The following is a 21071-nucleotide window of genomic DNA, read 5'->3' on the forward strand; positions in this document are numbered from 1 at the left end:
GAGGACGTTCGGGACGCGCAGCGCACGGGCCCAGGATCGGCTGGTTTGATGGCCGACGTGCCTCTTCCCCGTGTGCTCTCCGGCATCCAGCCGACGGCGGGCTCCTTCCACCTCGGCAACCACCTGGGTGCGCTGCGGCAGTGGGTCCAGCTGCAGGAGACCACGGAGGCCTTCTACTGCGTGGTCGACCTGCACGCGATCACCGTCCCGCAGGACCCCGCGGAGCTGCGGCGCAACACCCTCGTGTCGGCGGCGCAGCTGCTGGCCCTCGGCGTCGACCCGGCGCGCAGCACGCTGTTCGCCCAGAGCCACGTGCCCGAGCACCTGCAGCTGTCCTGGGTCCTGGAGTGCCTCACCGGCTTCGGCGAGGCCAGCCGGATGACCCAGTTCAAGGACAAGAGCCAGCGGGAGGGCACCGCCGGGACGACGGTCGGCCTGTTCACCTACCCGGTGCTGATGGCCGCGGACATCCTCGTCTACCGGGCCGACCAGGTGCCCGTCGGTGAGGACCAGCGCCAGCACCTCGAGCTGACCCGCGACCTGGCCTCCCGGTTCAACGGCCGCTTCGGCGACACCTTCCCGGTGCCGGACGGCATCATCCCCGAGGGCGCGGCGCGGGTCATGGACCTGCAGTCGCCGGACAAGAAGATGAGCAAGAGCCTGCCGCCGGCCGGCTGCGTCTTCCTGCTCGACGACCCCAAGGTGACGGCGAAGAAGATCCGCTCGGCGGTGACCGACACCGGCCGTGAGGTGGTCGCCGACCCGGTGGAGAAGCCGGGCATCACCAACCTGCTGACCATCCACAGCGCGCTGTCGGGCGCCTCGGTCGCCGAGCTGGAGGAGCGCTTCGCCGGCCGCGGCTACGGCGACTTCAAGAAGGAGCTGGCCGAGGTCGTCGTCGACTTCGTGACGCCGGTGCGCCAGCGGACGCTGGAGCTGCTCGACGACCGGGCCGAGCTGGAGCGGGTCCTCGCCGCGGGCGCGGCACGGGCGCGGGAGGTCGCCGCGCAGACCGTCACCGCGGTGTACGACCGGGTCGGCTTCCTGCCAGCATCAGGAGCGGGCGCGTGAACGACGACACCTTCGTCCCGCGCAGTCGCAGCGTGGTGCCGGAGACCTCCGTCCTCGGCGTCGTCGTCCCGATCCCCGAGCCGTGGTCGCAGCTGTTCGTCGACTGGCGCACCAAGGTGGGGGACCCGCAGGCCAGCCTCGTCCCGCCGCACGTGACGCTGCTGCCGCCCACCGAGGTGGCCACCGCCGACCGCTCGGCCATCACCGCCCACCTGGCCGACGTGGCCCGGGCGCACCCGCCCTTCGACATGCACCTGTCGGGGACGGGCACCTTCGCGCCGGTCTCGCAGGTCGTCTTCGTGGCGGTGGCCCGCGGCATCGGCAACTGCGAGCTGATCGCCAACGACGTGCGCCGCGGCCCGCTGTCCCGGGGCCTGTCCTACCCGTACCACCCGCACGTGACCGTGGCCCACGACGTCCCCCCGGACATGCTGGACCTCGCCTACTGCGGACTGGCCGACCTCTCGGCGCAGTTCCGCGTCACCTCCTTCACCGAGTTCGAGCAGACCCCCGACGGCGCCTGGGCGGTCGCCCGCGAGTACCCCCTCACCGGCCCGCCCCGCTGAAGGACCCCGTCTCCCAGGGCCGTCGAGCGGTCGGCTACGGGTGGGGGCGACCGGGTCGCCCGCCGTGTGCCCGGGCCGCAGACTGGGCCGCGATGACTGCGCCCCGGGCCGAGCCGTCCGCGCCCCCCGGCGACCACCGCCCGACGCTCCGGAGCCGCATCGCCGGCCTGACCGCGGGCTGGGACGCGCTGGTCGCCCGGCTGCGGCGCAGCCAGCCCTGGTTCGACCACCTGGCCCGCGCCGGCGGGCGCTACCGGCGCACGCAGGGCGACCTGATGGCCGCCGGCGTCACCTACTTCGTGTTCCTCGGGCTGGTCCCGGTCCTGCTGCTGGCCGCCTCCGCCATCGGCCTGGTGCTGGCGGGTAACCAGCTGCTCCAGGACGAGCTCTACGCCGCCATCCGCGACACCTTCCCCGGCTCCACCGGCGACCAGATCGTCCGGGAGCTGCGCGCGGCGGTGGGGTCGGCCGGCGTCGTCGGGGTCATCGGGCTGGCCGGCTTCGTCTACGCCGGGCTGCGGGCCATGGACAAGCTGCGGATCGGCATGGAGCGGATCTGGCGGGGACGGGCCGACGAGCCGGAGTTCCTCCGCGACAACCTCCAGGACCTGCTCGCCCTGGTCCTGCTCGGAGCCACCGGCCTGCTCAGCCTGGGCGTCACCGGCGTGGTCACGCAGGCCACCGGCTGGCTGCTCGGCCTCCTCGGCCTGGACGACGCCCCCGGCCTGGGCGTCCTCACGTTCGTCCTCGGCCTGGCCTTGGCGGTCGCCACCGACGTCCTGGTCTTCCTGTGGCTGCTCAAGGTGGTGCCGTCGACGACCCACCCGCTGCGCCGGCTGCTGCCGGGAGCGCTGTTCGGCGCGGCCGGCCTCGAGGTGATGAAACTGCTCGGCAGCCTCTACCTCTCGCTGATCTCCGGCAGCGTGACCGCCTCGGCCTTCGGTGGCGCCGTCGGCATCCTGGTGTGGATCAACCTCGTCTGCCGCTTCGCCTTCTTCACCGCCGCGTGGACCGCGACCCTGCGCCGGGTCCAGGGCGAGGTCCACGTGGTCCGCGAGCGCGCGGACCCGGTGGTGCCGCCGGCCGACCGCTGACCCGCGGCGGGACCACGTGCACCGCGCGGCGCACGCCGACCACCGTCGCGACGACGACCCCGACCGCCGCGGCGGCCAGCGCCGCGGGCACCAGCGGGGAGTCCTCCGTCTCCCCGCGGGCCGCCGGGGTGCCCGGGGCTGCGACGGCGGCCGGGGCCGCGGGCCGGGTGGCCGAGGGCGTGGCCACGACGTCGGCACCGGACTCCACCAGCACGCCGACCCCGTTGGTGCCCGCCGGGACGCCGAAGCCCCAGTCGAGCAGCAGGGCGGCCTGGTCGGCGGCGCGCAGCGGGGTGTTCTCGGTGCCCATGACGCTGACCACGAGCCGGCGCCCCTCCCGCTCGGCGGCGGTGACGAAGGTGTGCCTGGCGGCGTCGGTGAACCCCGTCTTGCCGCCGAGGTTGCCGGGGTAGCGGGTGAGCAGCGGGTTCTGGTTCTGGATCTGGTAGCCCTCGGACCTCCCCTCGACGGCGGGCATCGCGGCCAACTGCGTGGTCAGGATCGCCTCGGTGCGCGGGTCGTCGACCAGCCGGCGGAACACCAGGGCCAGGTCGTAGGGGGAGGAGGTCTGCCCGGCCACGTCCAGCCCGGACGGCGACCCCGCGACCGTGTCGTACGCGCCGATCGCCACCGCGGTCTCGTTCATCGCCTCGACCGTGACCTCGACCCCTCCCGCGGCGCGGGCCAGCGCGTTGGCGGCGTCGTTGCCCGACTGCATGACCAGGGCCTCGAACAGCAGCGAGACCGGGTAGCGCCCACCGGCCACCAGGCCGACCCGGCTGCCCTCCATCGCCTCGTCCTCCTCGGTCCCGACCACGACCTCGTCGGGGTCGAGCAGCGGGACGAGGGTGAGCAGCGTCAGCGTCTTGAGCGTGCTCGCCGGGTAGTAGCGGCCGTGCGGGTCGCGGGCGGCCAGCACCGCGCCGGTGTCCGCGTCGGCCACCAGCCAGCCGGGGGCGACGACGCCGTCGGGCAGCGGGGGAGCGCCGTCGACGGCGACGGTGCCGCGGGTGTCCAGCCCCTCCCCGCCGACGGTGACCCCGGCCGGGCCGCTGCCCTGGGGCGGTCCGCCCGGCAGCGGCGCGGTGGGGGTGGGGGCCAGCGGGTCGGCGGTGGGCCGCGGGTCCTCCGCGAGCGCGGCGCCGGGAGAGAGGGCGATCCCGGCGGCCAGGAAGACGGCCGCGAGCCGGGCTGCCGCCGTCCGCCGTCGCACGAGGGCACGCTAGCCCCGGCGGCTGCCGGCGTCCCCCCGGACCGTCCTGGTGGCGCAGGCCACGCGCCCGGGTCGCCTTCGCAACGATCGCATCTCGGTCTCCTCCGCGGGCTGCGGCGCGGCCGTCGGCCGCGGTTAGCGTGCCCAGGTCGCGCGTTCTACCGCCCCGGCAGCGCCGGTCCGGCGGCGCGCGACCCGGATCCCACCGGGACGGGCCGGTGCACGAGTGCGGCTCGTCCCCCCAGAGAGGAGAGCGTCTTGCGCCGAGCGCGGAGGATGAAGGCCGCGGCGTTGCTGCTGGCCGGCAGCATGGCCCTGGCGGCCTGTGCCAGCGACGAGGAGGGCGGCGGCAGCACCGGCGGGGGTGGCGGCGAGGCCGCCGGCGACCTGCAGATCGGCCTGGCGTTCGACACCGGCGGCGAGGGCGACCGCTCGTTCAACGACGCGGCCGTGGCCGGCGTCGAGCAGGCCATCGAGGAGCACGGCGGCGAGGTCACCAAGCTCAGCCCGAACGCCGACGCGTCCAACCGCGCCGACCTGCTGACCCAGCTGGCCGACCAGGGCTTCAACCCGATCATCGCCGTCGGCTTCGCCTACAGCGACGTCATCGGCGAGGTCGCCGCGCAGTACCCCGACGTGACCTTCGCGCAGGTGGACGGCTCGGTCGCCGACGCCGGCAACCCCGAGAACCTGACCGGCCTGCTGTTCTCCGAGGAGCAGGGCTCCTTCCTCGCCGGTGTCGCGGCGGCGCTGAAGACCGAGACCAACAGCATCGGCTTCGTCGGCGGCGTGGAGACCCCGCTGATCCAGAAGTTCCAGGCCGGCTACGAGGCCGGGGCGCGGGCGGTCAAGCCGGACATCGCCATCAACAGCCAGTACATCTCGCCGGCCGGTGACTTCAGCGGGTTCAACGACCCGGCCCGCGCGCAGATCATCGCCCAGGGCATGTACGACGGCGGCGCCGACATCGTCTACCAGGCGGCGGGCGGCTCCGGCATCGGCGTGTTCCAGGCGGCCGCCGCCTCCGGCGGCCGGGCGATCGGCGTCGACTCCGACCAGTACCAGACGGTCGACGACCCGGCCCTCCAGGCGGTGATCATGACCTCGATGCTCAAGCGCGTCGACGTCGCGGTCGACACGTTCATCGGCGAGTTCGTCGACGGCAACGTCGCCGGGGGCACCGACGAGCGGTACGACCTGGAGTCCGACGGCGTCGGCCTGGCCACCACCGGTGGCTTCATCGACGACATCCAGGGCGACCTGGACACCTACCGCCAGCAGATCATCGACGGCACGATCACGGTCCCGACCACCCCGTGACGACGATCGGCTGACACGCACGACCGGCAGCGGGCCCGGGGGAGCAGGACGCGCCCCCGGGCCCGCTGCCGCGAGCAGGACCCCTGCGCCCCTCCCCCCAGCCCGCCGTGGGCGATCATGCGGCGCCGGGGAACCCGGGCCGGGGGAGCGGTGGCCGCGGTCGATCCCGCGTCACCGATGCAGCAGAGTGGACGTGCCCCGCACACCCGCAGGGGCGCAGCGAGGGGAAGGGCCCACCATGCCTCCAGAACACGGGGCCGCAGGTGTCCCGACGGGGACGCCGGCGGGGGACGGCGACGCCGCGCCGCTGGCCGTCGAGCTGCGCGGCATCACCAAGCGCTTCCCCGGCGTCGTGGCGAACAAGGACATCGAGCTGCGGGTCCGCCGCGGCGAGGTGCACGCCATCGTGGGGGAGAACGGCGCCGGCAAGTCGACGCTGATGAAGACGCTCTACGGCGAGCACCGCCCGGACGAGGGCCAGATCCTCGTCGACGGCCGGCAGGTGCACTTCCGCAGCCCCGCCGACGCGATCGCCGCCGGCATCGGCATGGTCCACCAGCACTTCATGCTGGCCGACAACTTCACCGTCCTGGAGAACATCGTCCTGGGCAGCGAGCCCACCCGCGGCGGCCGGCTGGACCGGGCCGCGGCCCGTCGCCGGATCCGGGAGATCTCCGACGCCTACTCCCTGGGGCTGGACCCCGACGCGCTGGTCGAGGACCTCGGCGTCGGCGACCGGCAGCGGGTCGAGATCGCGAAGGTGCTCTACCGCGACGCGCGCACGCTGATCCTCGACGAGCCCACCGCCGTCCTCGTGCCGCAGGAGGTCGACGAGCTGTTCGGCAACCTCGCCGAGCTCAAGCGGGAGGGCCTCACCGTCATCTTCATCTCGCACAAGCTCGACGAGGTCCGCAAGGTCGCCGACTCGATCACCGTCATCCGGCGCGGCACCACCGTCGGCACCGCCGACCCGAGGACGACGACCAGCCGCCAGCTGGCCGAGATGATGGTCGGCTCCGAGCTGCCCTCCCCGGAGACCCGCACCTCCACCGTCCGGCCCACGCCGGTGCTCGAGCTGCGCGGCGTCACGGTCGCCAGCCCCGCGGGCCGGCCGCTCGTCGACGACGTCGACCTGGTGGTCCGCGAAGGGGAGGTCGTCGGCATCGCCGGCGTCGAGGGCAACGGCCAGGCCGAGCTCGTGGACGCCGTCATGGGGCTGCGCGCGGTCGCAGCCGGCACCGTGGCGCTGGGCGGGGAGGACATCACCGCCTGGAGCACCCGCACCCGCCGGGAGGCCGGGCTGGGCTTCATCCCCGAGGACCGGCACCGGCAGGGGATGCTGCTGGACGCGACGCTGTGGGAGAACCGCATCCTCGGCCACCAGACCCGCCCGCCGGCGGTGAAGGGCCCGTTCATCGACCGCCGGGGCGCCCGCGCCGACACCGAGCGGATCATGCGCGAGTACGACGTCCGCGCCCCGGGGCCGGACACGCTGGCCGTCGCGCTGTCCGGCGGCAACCAGCAGAAGCTCATCGTCGGCCGGGAGATGAGCGCACAGCCCCGCCTGCTGCTGGCCGCGCACCCGACCCGCGGTGTCGACGTCGGCGCCCAGGGGTCCATCTGGAGACTGCTCGAGGACGCCCGCGCCAACGGTCTGGGGATCCTGCTGGTCTCCGCAGACCTCGACGAGCTGATCGGCCTGTCCGACACGCTGCACGTCATGCTCCGCGGCCGGCTGGTCGCGACCCTGGACCCGGCGCACGTCACCCCGGAGGAGCTCGGTGGCCACATGACCGGCGCCCGGACGACGGCGGGTGCGGCATGAGCGCGCTGCGCCGTCTCGGCGCGGCCCTGGTCGCGCCGCTGCTGGCCATCGTCGCGGCGATCGTCATCTCCGGCCTGGTCATGGCCGTCCTGGGGGTCGACCCCTTCCAGGTGTTCGCCGTGATGGTCGACTTCGGTGACACCCCCACCCAGCAGGTCACCGCGATCGTCGTGATCCTCAACCGGGCCATCCCGCTGTTCATCTCCGGGCTGGCGGTCGCGATCGCGTTCCGGATGGGGCTGTTCAACATCGGTGTGGAGGGCCAGTACCGGCTGGCCACGGTCATGGCCGCCGCGGTCGGCGCCGCCGTCGTCCTGCCGGGACCGCTGCACGTGCTGCTGATCGTGGTGGTCGCCATGGCGGTCGCCGCGATCTGGGCGGGCATCGTCGCCGTCCTCAAGGTGACCCGCGGCGTCAGCGAGGTCATCAGCTCGATCATGCTCAACTTCATCGCGCTGGGCATCGCGTCGTTCCTGCTCACCGGGCCCTTCCGGGGCAGCCCCGAGGGCGCGTCGATCATCAGCACCAGGGAGATCCCCGAGTCCGGGTGGATGCCCAGCCTCAACGGGCTGTTCGACCTGTTCGGCCTGGCCAACCCGCCCCGGCAGCTCTACGGGTTCCTCGTGGTGGCCGCGCTGCTCGGCGTCGTGATCGCGGTCCTGCTCAACCGCACCCGGTTCGGCTACGACCTGCGGGCCACCGGGCTGTCGCCGTCAGCGGCGCGGGCCAGCGGCGTGGACGCCCGCGGGATGGTCGTCAAGACGATGCTCCTGTCGGGGGCGGTGGCCGGGCTGATCGGCATGCCCGACCTGCTCGGGACGACGCACGGCTACACGACCGACTTCACCTCGGGCCTGGGCTTCCTGGGCATCGCGGTGGCCCTGCTGGGGCGCAACAACCCGGTCGGCATCGCGTTCGCCGCGCTGCTGTTCGCCTTCCTCGACCGGGCCCTGGTGCCGCTGCAGATCGCGGACTACCCGGCCTCGGTCGTCACGATCATCCAGGGCGTGATCGTGCTCGCCGTGGTCATCTCCAACGAGGTGGCCCGGCGGGTCGCCCTGCGCGCCGCGGAGCGCGGCGCGGCCCAGGCCGGGCCCGCCGCGGCCACCGGGGACGGGAGCGCCGGCCCCGCACGCACCGCCGACGGCGCGGACGCGGGCACCGGTGCGGGCGTCAGCCGCGGGACCGGCGCGGGCCAGCAGACCGACGAGCGGCAGGAGACCGGGGCATGAGCGCCACCACCACGACCCGGACCTCCGGGACCGGCCCCGCCCGCGGCCCGGTCGGCGAGCTGTTCCTCGGCGGCGGGCGGGCCCGCCGGGTCACCTGGCTGCTGGTCGGCGCGTTCGTGCTGGTCTCGGCCGTGCGGGTGATCAGCGGCGAGCAGGCGCTCACCTCGTCCTCGACGATCTCCGCGGCGCTGCTGCTGGCCGTGCCGATCGGGCTGGCCGCCCTGGGTGGGCTCTTCTCCGAGCGGGCAGGCGTGGTCAACATCGGCCTCGACGGGATGATGACGCTGGGCACCTGGGGAGCCGGGTTCGCCGGCTACCAGTGGGGCTGGGCGGCCGCACTCGTCGGCGGCATCGTCTTCGGTGCGCTGGGCGGGCTGCTGCACGCCGTCGCCACCGTCACCTTCGGGGTCGACCACGTGGTCTCCGGTGTGGCGATCAACATCCTCGCGGCTGGCGTCGTCCGCTTCCTCTCCGAGCTGCTCTACACCGACAACCCGGCCGGCGGCGGGGTCACCCAGTCACCGGCGCTGTCCAGCGACCCGCCGGAGTTCTCCGTGCCGGTGCTCTCCTCGGGCCCCGACCTGCTCGGCGACCTCGAGCGCCAGCAGTGGTTCCTGGTCAGCGACGTGGCCGGCATCCTCCGCGGCCTCACCAGCGGCGTGGGCCTGCTGACCCTGCTCGCGGTGCTGCTGGTCCCGGCGTCCTACCTGCTGCTGTGGCGCACCGCCTTCGGGCTGCGGCTGCGCTCGTGCGGGGAGAACCCCGCGGCCGCCGACTCCCTCGGCGTGCCGGTCTACCGGCTGAAGTACGTCGCGGTGGTCGTCTCCGGCGCGCTGGCCGGGATGGGTGGCGTGTTCCTGGTCTTCATCGCCGGCATCTACCGCGAGGGGCAGACCAACGGGCGCGGGTTCATCGGCCTCGCCGCGCTGATCTTCGGCAACTGGCGGCCCGGCGGCCTGGCGGCCGGCGCCGGCCTGTTCGGTTTCGCCGACGCGCTGCAGCTGCGCAGCCGCTCGGCGGTGGTGGCGCTGTTCCTGCTGCTGGCCGTGCTGCTCGCCGGTGTGGCCGTCTGGCAGGCGGTGCACCGGCGCGCGGTTCGGGCGGTGGTGGCCGCGGTGGTCGCCGCCGGCTCGCTGGTCGCCTTCCTGACCATCGACGAGCTGGCCCCCGGCCTGGTCTCGTTCACCCCCCACCTGACCACGCTGCTGGTGCTGTCGCTGGCGTCCCAGCGCCTGCGGATGCCCGCGGCCGACGGCCTCGTGTACCGAAGAGGAGAGCACTGACGTGCCACAGATCGACTGGGACGCCCTGCGGACGGCGGCCCGGGAGGCCATGACCCACGCCTACGCCCCCTACTCGCGGTTCCCGGTGGGCGTCGCGGGGCTGGTGGACGACGGCCGGGTGGTGACCGGCTGCAACGTGGAGAACGCCTCCTACGGGCTGGGCCTGTGCGCCGAGTGCGGCCTGGTCAGCGACCTGGTGCGCACCGGCGGTGGCCGGCTCGTGGCCGTCGCCTGCGTCGGCGGGGACGGGCAGCCGCTCATGCCGTGCGGCCGCTGCCGGCAGCTGCTGTGGGAGCACGGCGGCGCCGACATGCTCATCGAGACCGTGTCGCTGGGGATCGTCCCGATGCGCGAGGTGCTGCCGGACGCGTTCGGGCCGGACGACCTGGTCGCGGCCGCGGAGAGGGAGGGCCGGGCGTGAGCGCCGTCGACGCGATCGACGTCATCCGGGCCAAGCGGGACGGCGCCCGGCTGACCCCGGAGCAGATCCGCTGGGTGATCCGGTCCTACACCGACGGGACGATCCCCGACGAGCAGGTGAGCGCGCTGCTCATGGCGGTGTTCTTCCGCGGGATGTCGGCCGACGAGCTCGCCGTCTGGACCCAGGCGATGATCGACTCCGGCGAGCGCAAGGACCTCTCGCCGCTGGGCCGGCCGACCGCCGACAAGCACTCCACCGGCGGGGTCGGCGACAAGACCACGCTGCCGCTGGCGCCGCTGGTCGCCGCCTGCGGGGTGGCGGTGCCGCAGCTGTCCGGCCGGGGGCTGGGCCACACCGGCGGCACACTGGACAAACTGGAGTCGATCCCGGGCTGGCGGGCCGACGTCCACGAGGAGGCCTACCTCCGCCAGCTGCGGGAGGTCGGCGCGGTCATCTGCGCGGCCGGCAACGACCTCGCCCCGGCGGACAAGAAGCTCTACGCGCTGCGCGACGTCACCGGCACCGTCGAGTCGATCCCGCTGATCGCCAGCTCGATCATGAGCAAGAAGATCGCCGAGGGCGCCGACGCGCTGGTGCTCGACGTCAAGACCGGGTCCGGGGCGTTCATGAAGGACCCGGACTCCTCCCGCGAGCTGGCCCGCACGATGGTCGGCCTGGGCGAGGCGGCCGGGGTGCACACCGTGGCGCTGGTGACCGCCATGGACCGGCCGCTGGGCCGCGCCGCGGGCAACGCCGTCGAGGTGGCCGAGTCGGTGGAGGTGCTCGCCGGGGGTGGTCCGGCCGACGTCGTCGAGCTGACCCTCGCGCTGGCCCGGGAGATGCTGGCCGGGGTCGGGCGGTCCGACGTCGACCCCGCGGACGCGCTGCGGGACGGCCGGGCGATGGACGTGTGGCGGCGGATGATCACCGCCCAGGGCGGGGACCCGGACGCGCCCCTGCCGCAGCCCGCGGAGAAGCACGTGGTGCCCGCGCCGGCGACCGGCACGCTGACCCGCCTGGACGCCTACGCGCTCGGGGTCGCAGCCTGGCGGCTGGGCGCCGGCCGGGCCCGCAAGGAGGACCCGGTGTCGGCCGCGGCCGGTGTCACCTGGACCGCCGCGGTGGGCGAGCCGGTCACCGAGGGGCAGCCGCTGCTCGAGCTGCACACCGACGACCCCGCGCGCATCGAGCGGGCGCTGGAGGCGCTGGACGGCGCGATCGGGATCGACACCGACGACCAGCCGCTCCCGCTGGTCCTGGACCGCATCACCGCGTCCTGACCCCCGTCGCCTCCGCGATCATGGCGCGGTGACCACCTCGGACGCCCCGGGCGTGGTCACCGCGCCATGATCGTCGGGAGGGCCCGGTCGCGGTGCGGCCCGGAGGGCGGCAGTGACGCAGTGGGAGACTGTCTCCTCGTGACGAGTACGTCCGCGCCCGTGGTGGCCGACAGCAGGCCGCGGCCCGGCGACCCGCTGGACCCGGACGCCGCCATCTCCATCCGCGGCCTGGTGAAGCGCTACGGGGACCGCACCGCCGTCGACGGCCTGGACCTCGACATCCGGCGGGGCGAGATCTTCGCGCTGCTCGGGCCCAACGGCGCCGGCAAGACCAGCACGGTCGAGGTGCTCGAGGGCTACCGGAAGCGGGACGGCGGCGACGTCCGCGTGCTCGGCGTCGACCCGGCCAAGGGCGGACGCCGGTGGAAGGCCCAGCTGGGCATCGTGCTGCAGTCGGGCGCGGGAGACAGCCAGCTCTCGGTCCGCGAGCTGGTCACGGCGCGGGCGTCGTACTACGCCGAGCCCCGCGACCCCGACGAGGTGCTGGAGCTGGTCGGCCTCACCGACAAGGCGGGGGCCCGCGGCCGCGCCCTCTCCGGTGGCCAGCGCCGGCGGCTGGACGTCGCGCTGGGCATCGTCGGCCGTCCGCGGCTGCTCTTCCTCGACGAGCCGACCACCGGCTTCGATCCCGAGGCGCGGCGGCAGTTCTGGGCGCTGATCCGCTCGCTGCGCGACCTGGGCACCACGATGCTGCTCACCACCCACTACCTCGACGAGGCCGAGACGCTGGCCGACCGGGTCGGTGTCCTCGCCCGCGGCCAGCTCGCGGAGGTCGCCGTCCCGACGGCGCTGGGCGGGCGCGGCACCGCACCCGCCGTCGTCAGCTGGACCGAGGACGGCGTCCGGCGCACCGCCGAGACCACGACACCCACCGCGTTCGTGCGCGAGCTGGCCGCCCGCTTCCCCGGCGAGGTGCCCGACCTGTCGGTCAACCGGCCCACGCTGGAGGACGTCTACCTGAAGATGATCGGGGACCACTCGTGACCGTCTCCGCGCCCGAGCGGGCCGCGCTTCCCTCGTTCGGCCGGGTCTACCTGACCCGCGCCGGCGTCGAGCTCAAGGAGTTCTTCCGCCAGCGCGAGTCGGTGGTCTTCACCCTCGCCTTCCCGGTGATCCTGTTGCTGGGCCTGGGCGCGGTGCTCGACTACGACCTCGGTGCCGGCGTCGACTTCCCGCAGTACTTCATGGCCGGGGTCATCACCGCCGGCATCGTCGGCGCCAGCCTGCAGAACATGGCGATCCACATCGCCGCGGAGCGCTCGGACGGCACGCTCAAGGGCCTCGCCGGGACCCCCATGCCCGCCAGCGCGTACTTCGCCGGCAAGGTCGTGCAGGTGCTTGCGGTGGCGGTCGCGACGATCGCGCTGCTCCTGCTCGTCGGCGTCCTCGTGTTCGGCATCGACCTGCCCTCGGGCACCGACTGGCTGACCTTCGCGTGGGTGTCGGTCCTCGGCGCCGCGGCGTGCACCCTGCTGGGCATCGTCGTGTCGACGCTGGCCCGCAACGGCCGCTCGGCGTCGGCGACGGTCACCCCCATCGCGCTCGTGCTCGAGTTCATCTCCGGCGTGTTCATGCCCTTCGACCAGGTGCCGGGCTGGCTGCAGGACGTCGCCGCGGTCTTCCCGGTGAAGTGGCTGGCGCAGGGTCTGCGCTCGGTCTTCCTCCCGGACGCGCTGGCCGCCCGCGAACCGGCGGGGTCGTGGGAGCTCGGCACCGTCGCGCTGGTGCTCGGCCTCTGGTGCGTCGCCGGCCTGGTCCTGTGCGCCCTGACCTTCCGCTGGCAGGACCGAGGGACCGACTGACATCCCGTCGGTTTCCGCGGAAACCGACGGACCGCTGACCGGCCGTCACCGGTGGGTAGCGTGTCGTCGTGCCCGCACCGCTCGACGCCGCCTCGCTCCGCCGCGCCCCGAAGGTCCTCCTGCACGACCACCTGGACGGCGGGCTGCGGCCGCAGACGGTGCTGGAGCTGGCGGACGCGGCCGGGTACCGGGCGCTGCCCGCCGACGACGCCGACGAGCTGGGCCGCTGGTTCCGGCAGGCCGCCGACTCCGGCTCGCTGGTGCAGTACCTGGAGACCTTCGCGCACACCGTCGGGGTGATGCAGCGCCCCGAGGCCGTGCAGCGGGTGGCCCGCGAGTGCGCCCTCGACCTGGCGGCGGACGGCGTCGTGTACGCCGAGGTGCGCATGGCGCCGGAGCTGCTCACGGCGGAGGGCACGCCGATCGAGGAGGCGGTGGAGGCGATCCTCGACGGGTTCGCCAAGGGCAGCGCGGAGGCGGCCGCGGCGGGCACGCCGATCACCGTCGGCACGCTGCTGTGCGCCATGCGGCAGAACGACCGGTGGGACGAGGTGGCCGGCCTCGTCGTCCGCCACCGGGACGCCGGGGTGGTCGGGTTCGACCTGGCCGGCCCCGAGATCGGCTTCCCGCCCGACCGCCACCCCTCGGCGATCGCCCTGCTCGACCGGGCCGGCGCCCACCGCACCATCCACGCGGGCGAGGCCGCCGGCGTCGACAGCATCGTCGCCGCGCTGGACGGCGCCCGCGCCGAGCGGCTGGGCCACGGGGTGCGCATCGCCGACGAGGTGGGGCCCGACGGGGCGCTGGGCCCGGTGGCGGAGCGGGTGCGCGCGGACGGCGTGACGCTGGAGGTGGCGCCGTCGTCCAACGTGCAGACCGGCGCGTACCCGTCGCTGGCCGAGCACCCGGTCGACCGGCTGCACCGGCTCGGGTTCGCGGTCACGCTCAACACCGACAACCGCCTGATGAGCGGCGTCTCGGTGACCAGCGAGTTCGCCGACGTCGTCGCGACCTTCGGCTGGGACTGGGACGACGTCCAGGCGGTCACCGAGCGGGCGCTGGCCGGCGCGTTCCTCGCCGACGGCGAGCGGGACCGGCTGCGGGCCGACGTGGTCCGCCCCGGGTACGCCGCGCTGCGCGGCTGAGGGTGGCGGGGGCCACCCCGCGCTCGGGAATCCCTGGTCGCGCTGCGCTGCTACCGTGAGTGGACCGGCACTCGCCGGTCATCCTCCCGGACGGTCCGTCCGGGCATGAGCGCATCCGTGCAGATCAGCAGCGTCTCCTGACGTCGTGATCGCCAGTGAGGACGCCGGTCTGCCGGTGTCCGCGCACCACCACGGGACGCGCCCGAGTCGTATCGGAGTCCCACACCCGCATGACCACGTTCGACACTGTCGACGTCCAGACCACCCCTGAGACCCCCGAGGTCGAGGCCGCCGCACCGGTCGGCCCGACCTTCGCCCAGCTGGGCCTGCCCCAGCCGCTGGTCACCGCGCTCGAGCGGCGCGGCATCCGGCACCCCTTCGCCATCCAGGCCTCCGCGCTGCCCGACGCCCTCGCCGGGCGTGACGTGCTCGGCAAGGCCGCCACCGGCTCGGGCAAGACGCTGGCCTTCGGCCTGCCCCTGCTCGCCCGGCTCGGTGAGGACGTCCTGCGCGGCCGCCGCGCGCCGCGCGGGCTCATCCTCGTGCCGACGCGTGAGCTCGCCCAGCAGGTGCACGACAACCTGGCCCCGCTGGGCCAGGCCACCGGCGTGCAGCTGGCCACCGTCTACGGCGGTGCCTCCATGTACCGCCAGATCCAGCAGCTGCGCCGCGGCGTCGACGTCGTCATCGCCACCCCGGGCCGGCTGCAGGACCTCATCGGCCAGGGTGAGTGCACCCTCGACGAGGTCGCCGTCACCGTCATCGACGAGGCCGACTTCATGTCCGACCTCGGCTTCCTGCCCGTGGTGCAGGAGCTGCTCGACCAGACCCGCCCCGACGCCCAGCGGCTGCTGTTCTCGGCCACGCTGGACGGCGAGGTCGACACCCTGGTCCGCCGCTACCTCAAGGACCCGGCCCGGCACGAGGTCAAGCGCCCCGGCGACGACGCCCCGCCGGCCGAGCACCTGGCCTACAGCGTCGCGTTCCGGGACAAGGTGCCGGTGACCCAGGAGCTGGCCGCGCGTCCGGGCCGCACCATCGTCTTCGCCCGCACCCAGCTCGGCGTCGACCGGCTCACCGAGAACCTCAAGGCCGTGGGCATCAAGGCCGAGGCGATCCACGGCGGGCTGCCGCAGTCGGCCCGCCGCCGCGCGCTGGAGGCGTTCACCGACGCCCGCAGCCCGGTGCTCGTCGCCACCGACGTCGCCGCGCGCGGCATCCACGTCGACGACGTCTCGCTGGTCCTGCACTACGACCCGCCGACCGACCACAAGACCTACCTGCACCGCTCGGGCCGCACCGCCCGCGCCGGTGCCGCCGGTGTGGTCGTCTCGCTGCTGCTGCCCGACCAGGTGGGCCAGGCCAAGCGCCGGTTCCGCCAGGCCAAGGTGGAGCCGACGGTCAGCCGGATCCGCCCGGGTGACACCCCGATCGCCGAGCTGGTCGCCAGCGGCGTGCACGTCGAGCCGGTCGAGCGCCCGGTGCGCGAGTCCCGGCGTCCCTCCGGCGGTCCCGGCGGCCGGCGTCCGCGGCGGGACGGCGAGCGCCCGCGTCGCGACGGCGACCGGCCGCGTCGTCCCTACGGGGACCGGCCGCGCCGGGACGGCGAGCGCCCGGCGGGTGAGCGGTCCCACGGCGAGCGCGCGTACGGCGAGCGCTCCGGCGGCGGGGACCGTCGTCCCAGCGGCTACCGCGGGCAGGGCCGGCGGCCCAGCCGCTCGGCGGACTTCTCCGACTGAGCACCTGACACACGGCAGCGGCCGGTCCCGGGGTTCCCCGGGGCCGGTCGCTGCCGTCTGTGCTGTGGCGCCCTCCCCGCGTTGATCATGGGGGTGTTGCACCCGGACACGCCGGGGAACGGCGAGTCCTGCGGCAAGACCCCCATGATCAACGCGGCGTGAGGGCTAGGGCTCCGCTCCGGGCCCGCGCGGAGGGGCCTCGCTCAGTCGCGGAAGGTCAGGGCACCGCTGACCTGGGCGACCACCTCGTCCCAGGGCTGCCGCAGCGCGGCGGCGTCCTCGGCGCGCAGGACGGCCTCGGGCTCGCGCTCGGCGCGGGCCACTGCCCGGCCCAGCGGCTCCGACGGGCGCAGCAGCTCGTCGACCCGGCCGAGCCCGGCGTACTCGGCGATGTCGCGCACGCCCTCCACCGGCTGGGCCAGCGCGCGGTGGTCGGCGAGCCCCGCGGCCCCGTCGGCCACCTCGGTCAGGACGTCGGTGAGCTCGGTGAGGTCGTAGCGGTCCTGCTCGGCCGGCAGCGGCGGGACGTCGGTGTCGGCGACCTCCGGCCAGGACGCGATCTCGGAGAGGTCGTGCTCCTCGTTGCTCGCGCAGAACCGGGAGAGGTCGGCGGGGGAGGAGAAGAGGTACACCTCGCCGTCGCGGCCCAGGAAGCGGGCCCGGTCGTCGACGTAGCAGCGCAGCGTCACCCCGGCGCCCTCCGGGACGACGACCTCCACCGGCAGGATGCCGACCGCCTCCCAGAACTCGGCGGCCTTCGCGACCTCGGACGGGGTGGCGCTGATCCGGCCGGTGCGGGCGATGGCGCTCACCGGGGCGGCAGCCGACTCCGTGGGGGCCGGTGCGGCCGCGGTCTCCTCCGCGACGTCCTCGCCGTCCTCGGTCTCCGACGCCGAGGGGTACTCGTCGAGCGTGACGGTCCCTCCGCCGGTCCAGTCCAGGTGGGCGTCGAGCTCCTCGAGGACGTCCTCCCACAGGTCGTCGAGGGCGTTGCCGACGCCGATCCACGCGTCCTCGCCGGACCGGCCGACGAACGCGTCCACGCCCAGTCCCAGCGACCCGACCTCGGGGCGGGCCACGAGCTCGGCCAGCGAGCCGAACTCCCCGCCGCGCCCCACGTCGGCGTCCGGACGGCGGTCGAGGTCGACGTCGGCGTCGACGTCGCGCTCGTCCTCGTCGTCGGTGAGCTCGTCGTCCAGCTCGTCCTCGTCGTCGACGTCCAGGCACTCGGCCAGCCGGCTGACGATGTCGACGGTGGCGGCGAGCTCCTCCACCGCCCAGCGGTCGGGGTTCTCCGCGGCGATGTCGTAGACGCCGTCGAGGTCGTAGCGGTGGTCGTCGTCCGGTGTCAGGTCGGCGGCGCCCAGGCCGACGACGACCGGCCAGACCGGGTGGTCGGCCAGGTCGTGGTCGGTGCGGCTGCGGCAGAACGCCGCCAGCGCCGCCGGCGTCGGGAAGAGGTGGACGCTGGCCCGGTCGCCCTCGGACGTGCCGAGGAACGCCTGCCACTCCTCGCCGTCCTCCTCCCACGGCGGGGCCCACAGGGTGTATCCGGTGCGGTCGTCGAGGGTCAGGGCGATCGGGACGATGCTGGGCCTTGCCACGGGGCACATCCTGCCCGCTCCCCCTGGGAGCGCACCTCCGGGTTGCCGAGGGGGTCTCTCAGGGGGCGTCAGGTCCTTCAGACGCCCATCGGGTGCCAGACGGTCTTGGTCTCGAGGAAGCGCGTCAGCCGGGTCAGCCCGGGGTCGGCGGTCCAGTCCGGCTCCTCGGCCGGCGGGCGCAGCACCCGCTTGATGCTGCCGGCGGCCAGCCGCTCCAGCTCCATCGCGCGGCCGGCCGGGGCGCCGGTGAGGTCGACGGCGTCGACGTCGTCGTGCTCGGCCAGCCACGGGCCGATCTCCCCGGCGTCGCCGGTCAGCAGGTTCACCACGCCCGCGGGGACGTCGCTGGTCGCCAGCACCTCGCCGAGGGTGACCGCCGGGAGCGGGCGCTGCTTCGAGGTCACGACCACGGCGGTGTTGCCACCGGCCAGCACCGGGGCGAGCACGCTGACCAGTCCGAGCAGCGAGGAGCGCTGCGGCGCGAGGACGGCGACCACCCCGGTGGGCTCGGGGAGGGAGAAGTCGAAGTACGGGCCGGCGACCGGGTTGGCCCCGCCGAGGACGGCGCCGAGCTTGTCGGTCCACCCGGCGTACCAGACCCAGCGGTCGATCGCGGCGTCGACGGCGGCCCGGGCCTTGGAGGCCGACAGGCCCTCGCCCGCGGCGACCTCGTCGCAGAACTGGACGTGCCGGCCCTCCATCACCTCGGCCACCCGGTACAGCACCTGGCCGCGGTTGTAGGCGGTGGCGCCGGACCACTTGCCGAAGGCGGCGCGGGCGGCGACGACGGCGTCCCGGGCGTCCTTGCGGGAGGCCCAGGCGGCGTTGGCCAGGAAGTGCCCCTTCGCGTCGGTGACCTCGTAGGTGCGCCCCGACTCCGAGCGCGGGAAGGCCCCGTTGACGTAGAGCTTGTAGGTCTTGCGGACGGCGAGACGGTCCGGGCTCACTCCGAGGCCCCCTTCAGGTACGCGGCGAGCCCGTGCCGGCCGCCCTCCCGGCCGTAGCCGGACTGCTTGTAGCCGCCGAAGGGCGACGTCGGGTCGAACTTGTTGAACGTGTTGGCCCAGACCACGCCTGCCCGCAGCTGGTCGGCGATCTTCAGGATCCGCGACCCCTTCTCGGTCCAGACCCCGGCCGACAGCCCGTAGGTGGTGTTGTTGGCCTTGGCGACGGCCTCGTCCGGCGTCCGGAAGGTCAGCACGGACAGCACCGGCCCGAAGACCTCGTCGCGGGCGATGCGGTGGGCGGGGGAGACGTCGGTGAACACCGTCGGCGGGAACCAGAAGCCGCGGTCGGGCAGCTCGCAGGCCGGCTGCCAGCGCTGCGCGCCCTCGGCCTCGCCGATGTCGGAGAGCTCCCGGATGCGGGCCAACTGCTCCGCCGAGTTGATCGCGCCGATGTCGGTGTTCTTGTCCAGCGGGTCGCCGACGCGCAGGGTGCCGATCCGCCGCTGCAGGCTCGCGATCACCTCGTCGTGGACGGACTCCTGCACCAGCAGCCGGCTGCCCGCGCAGCACACGTGGCCCTGGTTGAAGAAGATGCCCTCCACGATGCCCTCGACGGCCTGGTCGATCGGGGCGTCGTCGAAGACGATGTTGGCCGCCTTGCCGCCCAGCTCCAGGGTCAGCGTCTTGCGGGTGCCGGCGACGGCCCGGGCGATCGACCGCCCGACCTCGGTGGACCCGGTGAAGGCCACCTTGTCGACGTCGTCGTGCTCCACCACGGCCCGGCCGGTGTCGCCGGCGCCGGTCACGATGTTCACCACGCCCGGCGGCAGGTCGGCCTGCCGGCAGACCTCGGCGAACAGCAGCGCGGTCAGCGGCGTGGTCTCGGCCGGCTTGAGGACGACGGTGTTCCCGGTGGCCAGCGCGGGCGCGACCTTCCACGCCAGCATCAGCAGCGGGAAGTTCCACGGGATGACCTGGCCGGCGACGCCCAGCGGCCGCGGGCCCGGCCCGAGGCCCGCCCAGTCCAGCTTGTCGGCCCAGCCGGCGTGGTAGAAGAAGTGCGCCGCGGCCAGGGGGACGTCGACGTCGCGGGACTCCCGGATCGGCTTGCCGTTGTCCAGCGACTCCAGGACGGCGAACTCCCGCGCGCGCTCCTGCAGCAGGCGGGCGATGCGGAACAGGTACTTGCCGCGGTCGGCCGGGCGCATCGGCCCCCACACGCGGGTGAACGCGCGGCGGGCGGCGCGGACGGCGCGGTCGACGTCCTCGGCGGTGCCCTCGGTGACCTCGGAGAGGACCTCCTCGGTGGCCGGGTTGACCGTCTTGAACGAGGTCCCGGTGCCGTCGACGAACTCGCCGTCGACGAACAGCCCGTAGGACGGCGCGATGTCGACGATCGACCGCGACTCGGGGGCGGGGGCGTACTCGAAGGGCGTGGCGGGCTGGGCCGGGCTGGGCGGGGTGATCGTCACGTCAGTCCACCGTCACGTGGTCGGGGCCGGAGTAGTGGCCGGTGCGCAGCTTCTGCCGCTGCAGGAGCAGGTCGTTGAGCAGGCTGGAGGCGCCGAAGCGGAACCAGTCGGGGGAGAGCCAGTCGGGGCCGGCGACCTCGTTGACGAGGACCAGGTGCTTGACGGCGTCCTTCGTCGTCCGGATGCCGCCGGCGGGCTTGACGCCGACCTGGCGGCCGGTGGCGGCACGGAAGTCGCGAACCGCCTCGAGCATCACCAGGCACACCGGCAGGGTCGCGGCGGGGGAGACCTTGCCGGTGGAGGTCTTGATGAAGTCGCCGCCGGCGAGCATGGCCAGCCAGGAGGCGCGGCGGACGTTGTCGAGGGTGACCAGCTCGCCGGTCTCGAGGATGACCTTGAGGTGGGCGGTGCCGCACGCCTCCTTCACCGCGACGATCTCGTCGTAGACGTCGAGGTGGCGGCCGGCCAGGAACGCCCCGCGGTCGATGACCATGTCGATCTCGTCGGCGCCGTTGGCCACGGCGTCCCGCACGTCGGCGAGCTTGACCGCACGGCTGGCCCGGCCGCTGGGGAAGGCGGTCGCGACGGCGGCGGTGTGGATGCCGGTGCCGGCGAGCGCCTCGGTCGCGACGCCGGCGAGGTCGCCGTAGACGCAGACCGCGGCCACCCGCGGGCAGGTCGGGTCGGTGGGGTCGGGCTGCTTGGCCTTGGCCGCCAGCGAGCGGACCTTGCCCGGGGTGTCGGCGCCCTCGAGCGTGGTGAGGTCGACCATCGAGATCGCGGTGTCGATGGCCCAGGCCTTGGCGGTGGTCTTGATCGACCGGGTGCCGAGCACGCCGACACGGGCCTCGGCGCCGACCTGGTCGACGCCGGGCAGGCCGTGCAGGAACGCCCGGAAGGCGGCGTCGGAGCGGGTCACGTCGCGAAACGGCGCCAGGGGCTCGCGCCGCGGCGGGGTCTCCGCCGTCAGGGCGTCGGGGTCGAGCACGTGGGTCAT

Annotated in this window: 18 protein-coding genes; 13 read left to right on the plus strand and 5 right to left on the minus strand. The window is 74.4% G+C overall.

Translation table 11 applies throughout. The annotated features are described in order from the left end of the window. Nucleotides 1–48 precede the first annotated feature (48 nt). The 3 genes from trpS to ACI789_RS06650 all read left to right on the plus strand — a co-directional run bounded on the left by trpS (nt 49) and on the right by ACI789_RS06650 (nt 2731). Entirely contained in the window at nt 49–1071 is a 1023-nt protein-coding gene (gene trpS, locus ACI789_RS06640; RefSeq protein WP_457007317.1) for a tryptophan--tRNA ligase, read from the plus strand. Then, complete coding sequence (locus ACI789_RS06645; protein WP_457007319.1) at nt 1068–1637, plus strand: 2'-5' RNA ligase family protein; 570 nt, start codon at nt 1068–1070, stop codon at nt 1635–1637. Before trpS ends, ACI789_RS06645 begins: the two co-directional genes overlap by 4 nt. 92 nt (nt 1638–1729) lie before the next feature. After that, on the plus strand, nt 1730–2731 hold the full coding sequence (locus ACI789_RS06650; RefSeq protein WP_457007321.1) for a YihY/virulence factor BrkB family protein: 1002 nt from the start codon (nt 1730–1732) through the stop codon (nt 2729–2731). Here ACI789_RS06650 and ACI789_RS06655 read toward each other — a convergent pair. Then, nucleotides 2634–3944, minus strand: a complete 1311-nt coding sequence (locus ACI789_RS06655) for a D-alanyl-D-alanine carboxypeptidase family protein (RefSeq protein WP_457007323.1) — start codon at nt 3942–3944, stop codon at nt 2634–2636. The two genes, ACI789_RS06650 and ACI789_RS06655, sit on opposite strands and share 98 nt — an antisense overlap. 258 nt (nt 3945–4202) lie before the next feature. Here ACI789_RS06655 and ACI789_RS06660 point away from each other — a divergent pair, with 258 nt between their 5' ends. The 10 genes from ACI789_RS06660 to ACI789_RS06705 all read left to right on the plus strand — a co-directional run bounded on the left by ACI789_RS06660 (nt 4203) and on the right by ACI789_RS06705 (nt 16051). Continuing rightward, nucleotides 4203–5264: a BMP family lipoprotein gene (locus tag ACI789_RS06660; protein WP_457007325.1), complete on the plus strand. Its 1062-nt coding sequence runs from the start codon at nt 4203–4205 to the stop codon at nt 5262–5264. 238 nt (nt 5265–5502) lie between these two features. Beyond that, nucleotides 5503–7089 (plus strand): ABC transporter ATP-binding protein, encoded by a 1587-nt coding sequence (locus ACI789_RS06665; protein WP_457007327.1) that lies wholly within the window; start codon nt 5503–5505, stop codon nt 7087–7089. Further along, a complete protein-coding gene (locus tag ACI789_RS06670) occupies nt 7086–8321 on the plus strand; it encodes an ABC transporter permease (RefSeq protein WP_457007329.1) in 1236 nt (411 codons plus the stop codon). Before ACI789_RS06665 ends, ACI789_RS06670 begins: the two co-directional genes overlap by 4 nt. Continuing rightward, a complete protein-coding gene (locus ACI789_RS06675; protein ID WP_457007331.1) occupies nt 8318–9604 on the plus strand; it encodes an ABC transporter permease in 1287 nt (428 codons plus the stop codon). The genes ACI789_RS06670 and ACI789_RS06675 overlap by 4 nt, the downstream gene beginning before the upstream one ends. 1 nt (nt 9605) lies before the next feature. Next, nucleotides 9606–10025, plus strand: coding sequence for a cytidine deaminase (locus ACI789_RS06680; RefSeq protein WP_457007333.1), 420 nt, complete (start codon nt 9606–9608; stop codon nt 10023–10025). Further along, nucleotides 10022–11305, plus strand: a complete 1284-nt coding sequence (locus ACI789_RS06685) for a thymidine phosphorylase (RefSeq protein WP_457007335.1) — start codon at nt 10022–10024, stop codon at nt 11303–11305. The genes ACI789_RS06680 and ACI789_RS06685 overlap by 4 nt, the downstream gene beginning before the upstream one ends. Nucleotides 11306–11443: 138 nt before the next feature. Beyond that, nucleotides 11444–12349, plus strand: a complete 906-nt coding sequence (locus ACI789_RS06690; protein WP_457007337.1) for an ABC transporter ATP-binding protein — start codon at nt 11444–11446, stop codon at nt 12347–12349. Further along, nucleotides 12346–13167, plus strand: coding sequence for an ABC transporter permease (locus tag ACI789_RS06695; RefSeq protein ID WP_457007339.1), 822 nt, complete (start codon nt 12346–12348; stop codon nt 13165–13167). Before ACI789_RS06690 ends, ACI789_RS06695 begins: the two co-directional genes overlap by 4 nt. Before the next feature lie 68 nt (nt 13168–13235). Next, complete coding sequence (locus ACI789_RS06700; RefSeq protein ID WP_457007341.1) at nt 13236–14312, plus strand: adenosine deaminase; 1077 nt, start codon at nt 13236–13238, stop codon at nt 14310–14312. Nucleotides 14313–14542: 230 nt separating this feature from the next. Further along, on the plus strand, nt 14543–16051 hold the full coding sequence (locus tag ACI789_RS06705) for a DEAD/DEAH box helicase (protein WP_457007343.1): 1509 nt from the start codon (nt 14543–14545) through the stop codon (nt 16049–16051). A gap of 203 nt (nt 16052–16254) precedes the next feature. Here the strand turns inward: ACI789_RS06705 and ACI789_RS06710 are convergent, their stop codons facing one another. The 4 genes from ACI789_RS06710 to deoC form a co-directional block, all read right to left on the minus strand. Then, the gene (locus ACI789_RS06710; RefSeq protein ID WP_457007345.1) at nt 16255–17655 is read right to left on the minus strand and encodes a hypothetical protein; all 1401 of its coding nucleotides are present in this window, start codon (nt 17653–17655) and stop codon (nt 16255–16257) included. 77 nt (nt 17656–17732) lie between these two features. Then, on the minus strand, nt 17733–18602 hold the full coding sequence (locus tag ACI789_RS06715; protein ID WP_457007347.1) for an aldehyde dehydrogenase family protein: 870 nt from the start codon (nt 18600–18602) through the stop codon (nt 17733–17735). Continuing rightward, a complete protein-coding gene (locus ACI789_RS06720) occupies nt 18599–20074 on the minus strand; it encodes an aldehyde dehydrogenase family protein (RefSeq protein ID WP_457007349.1) in 1476 nt (491 codons plus the stop codon). Before ACI789_RS06720 ends, ACI789_RS06715 begins: the two co-directional genes overlap by 4 nt. A gap of 1 nt (nt 20075) precedes the next feature. Next, on the minus strand, nt 20076–21071 hold the full coding sequence (gene deoC / locus ACI789_RS06725) for a deoxyribose-phosphate aldolase (RefSeq protein ID WP_457007351.1): 996 nt from the start codon (nt 21069–21071) through the stop codon (nt 20076–20078).

Source organism: Geodermatophilus sp. SYSU D00965, from assembly GCF_054050075.1.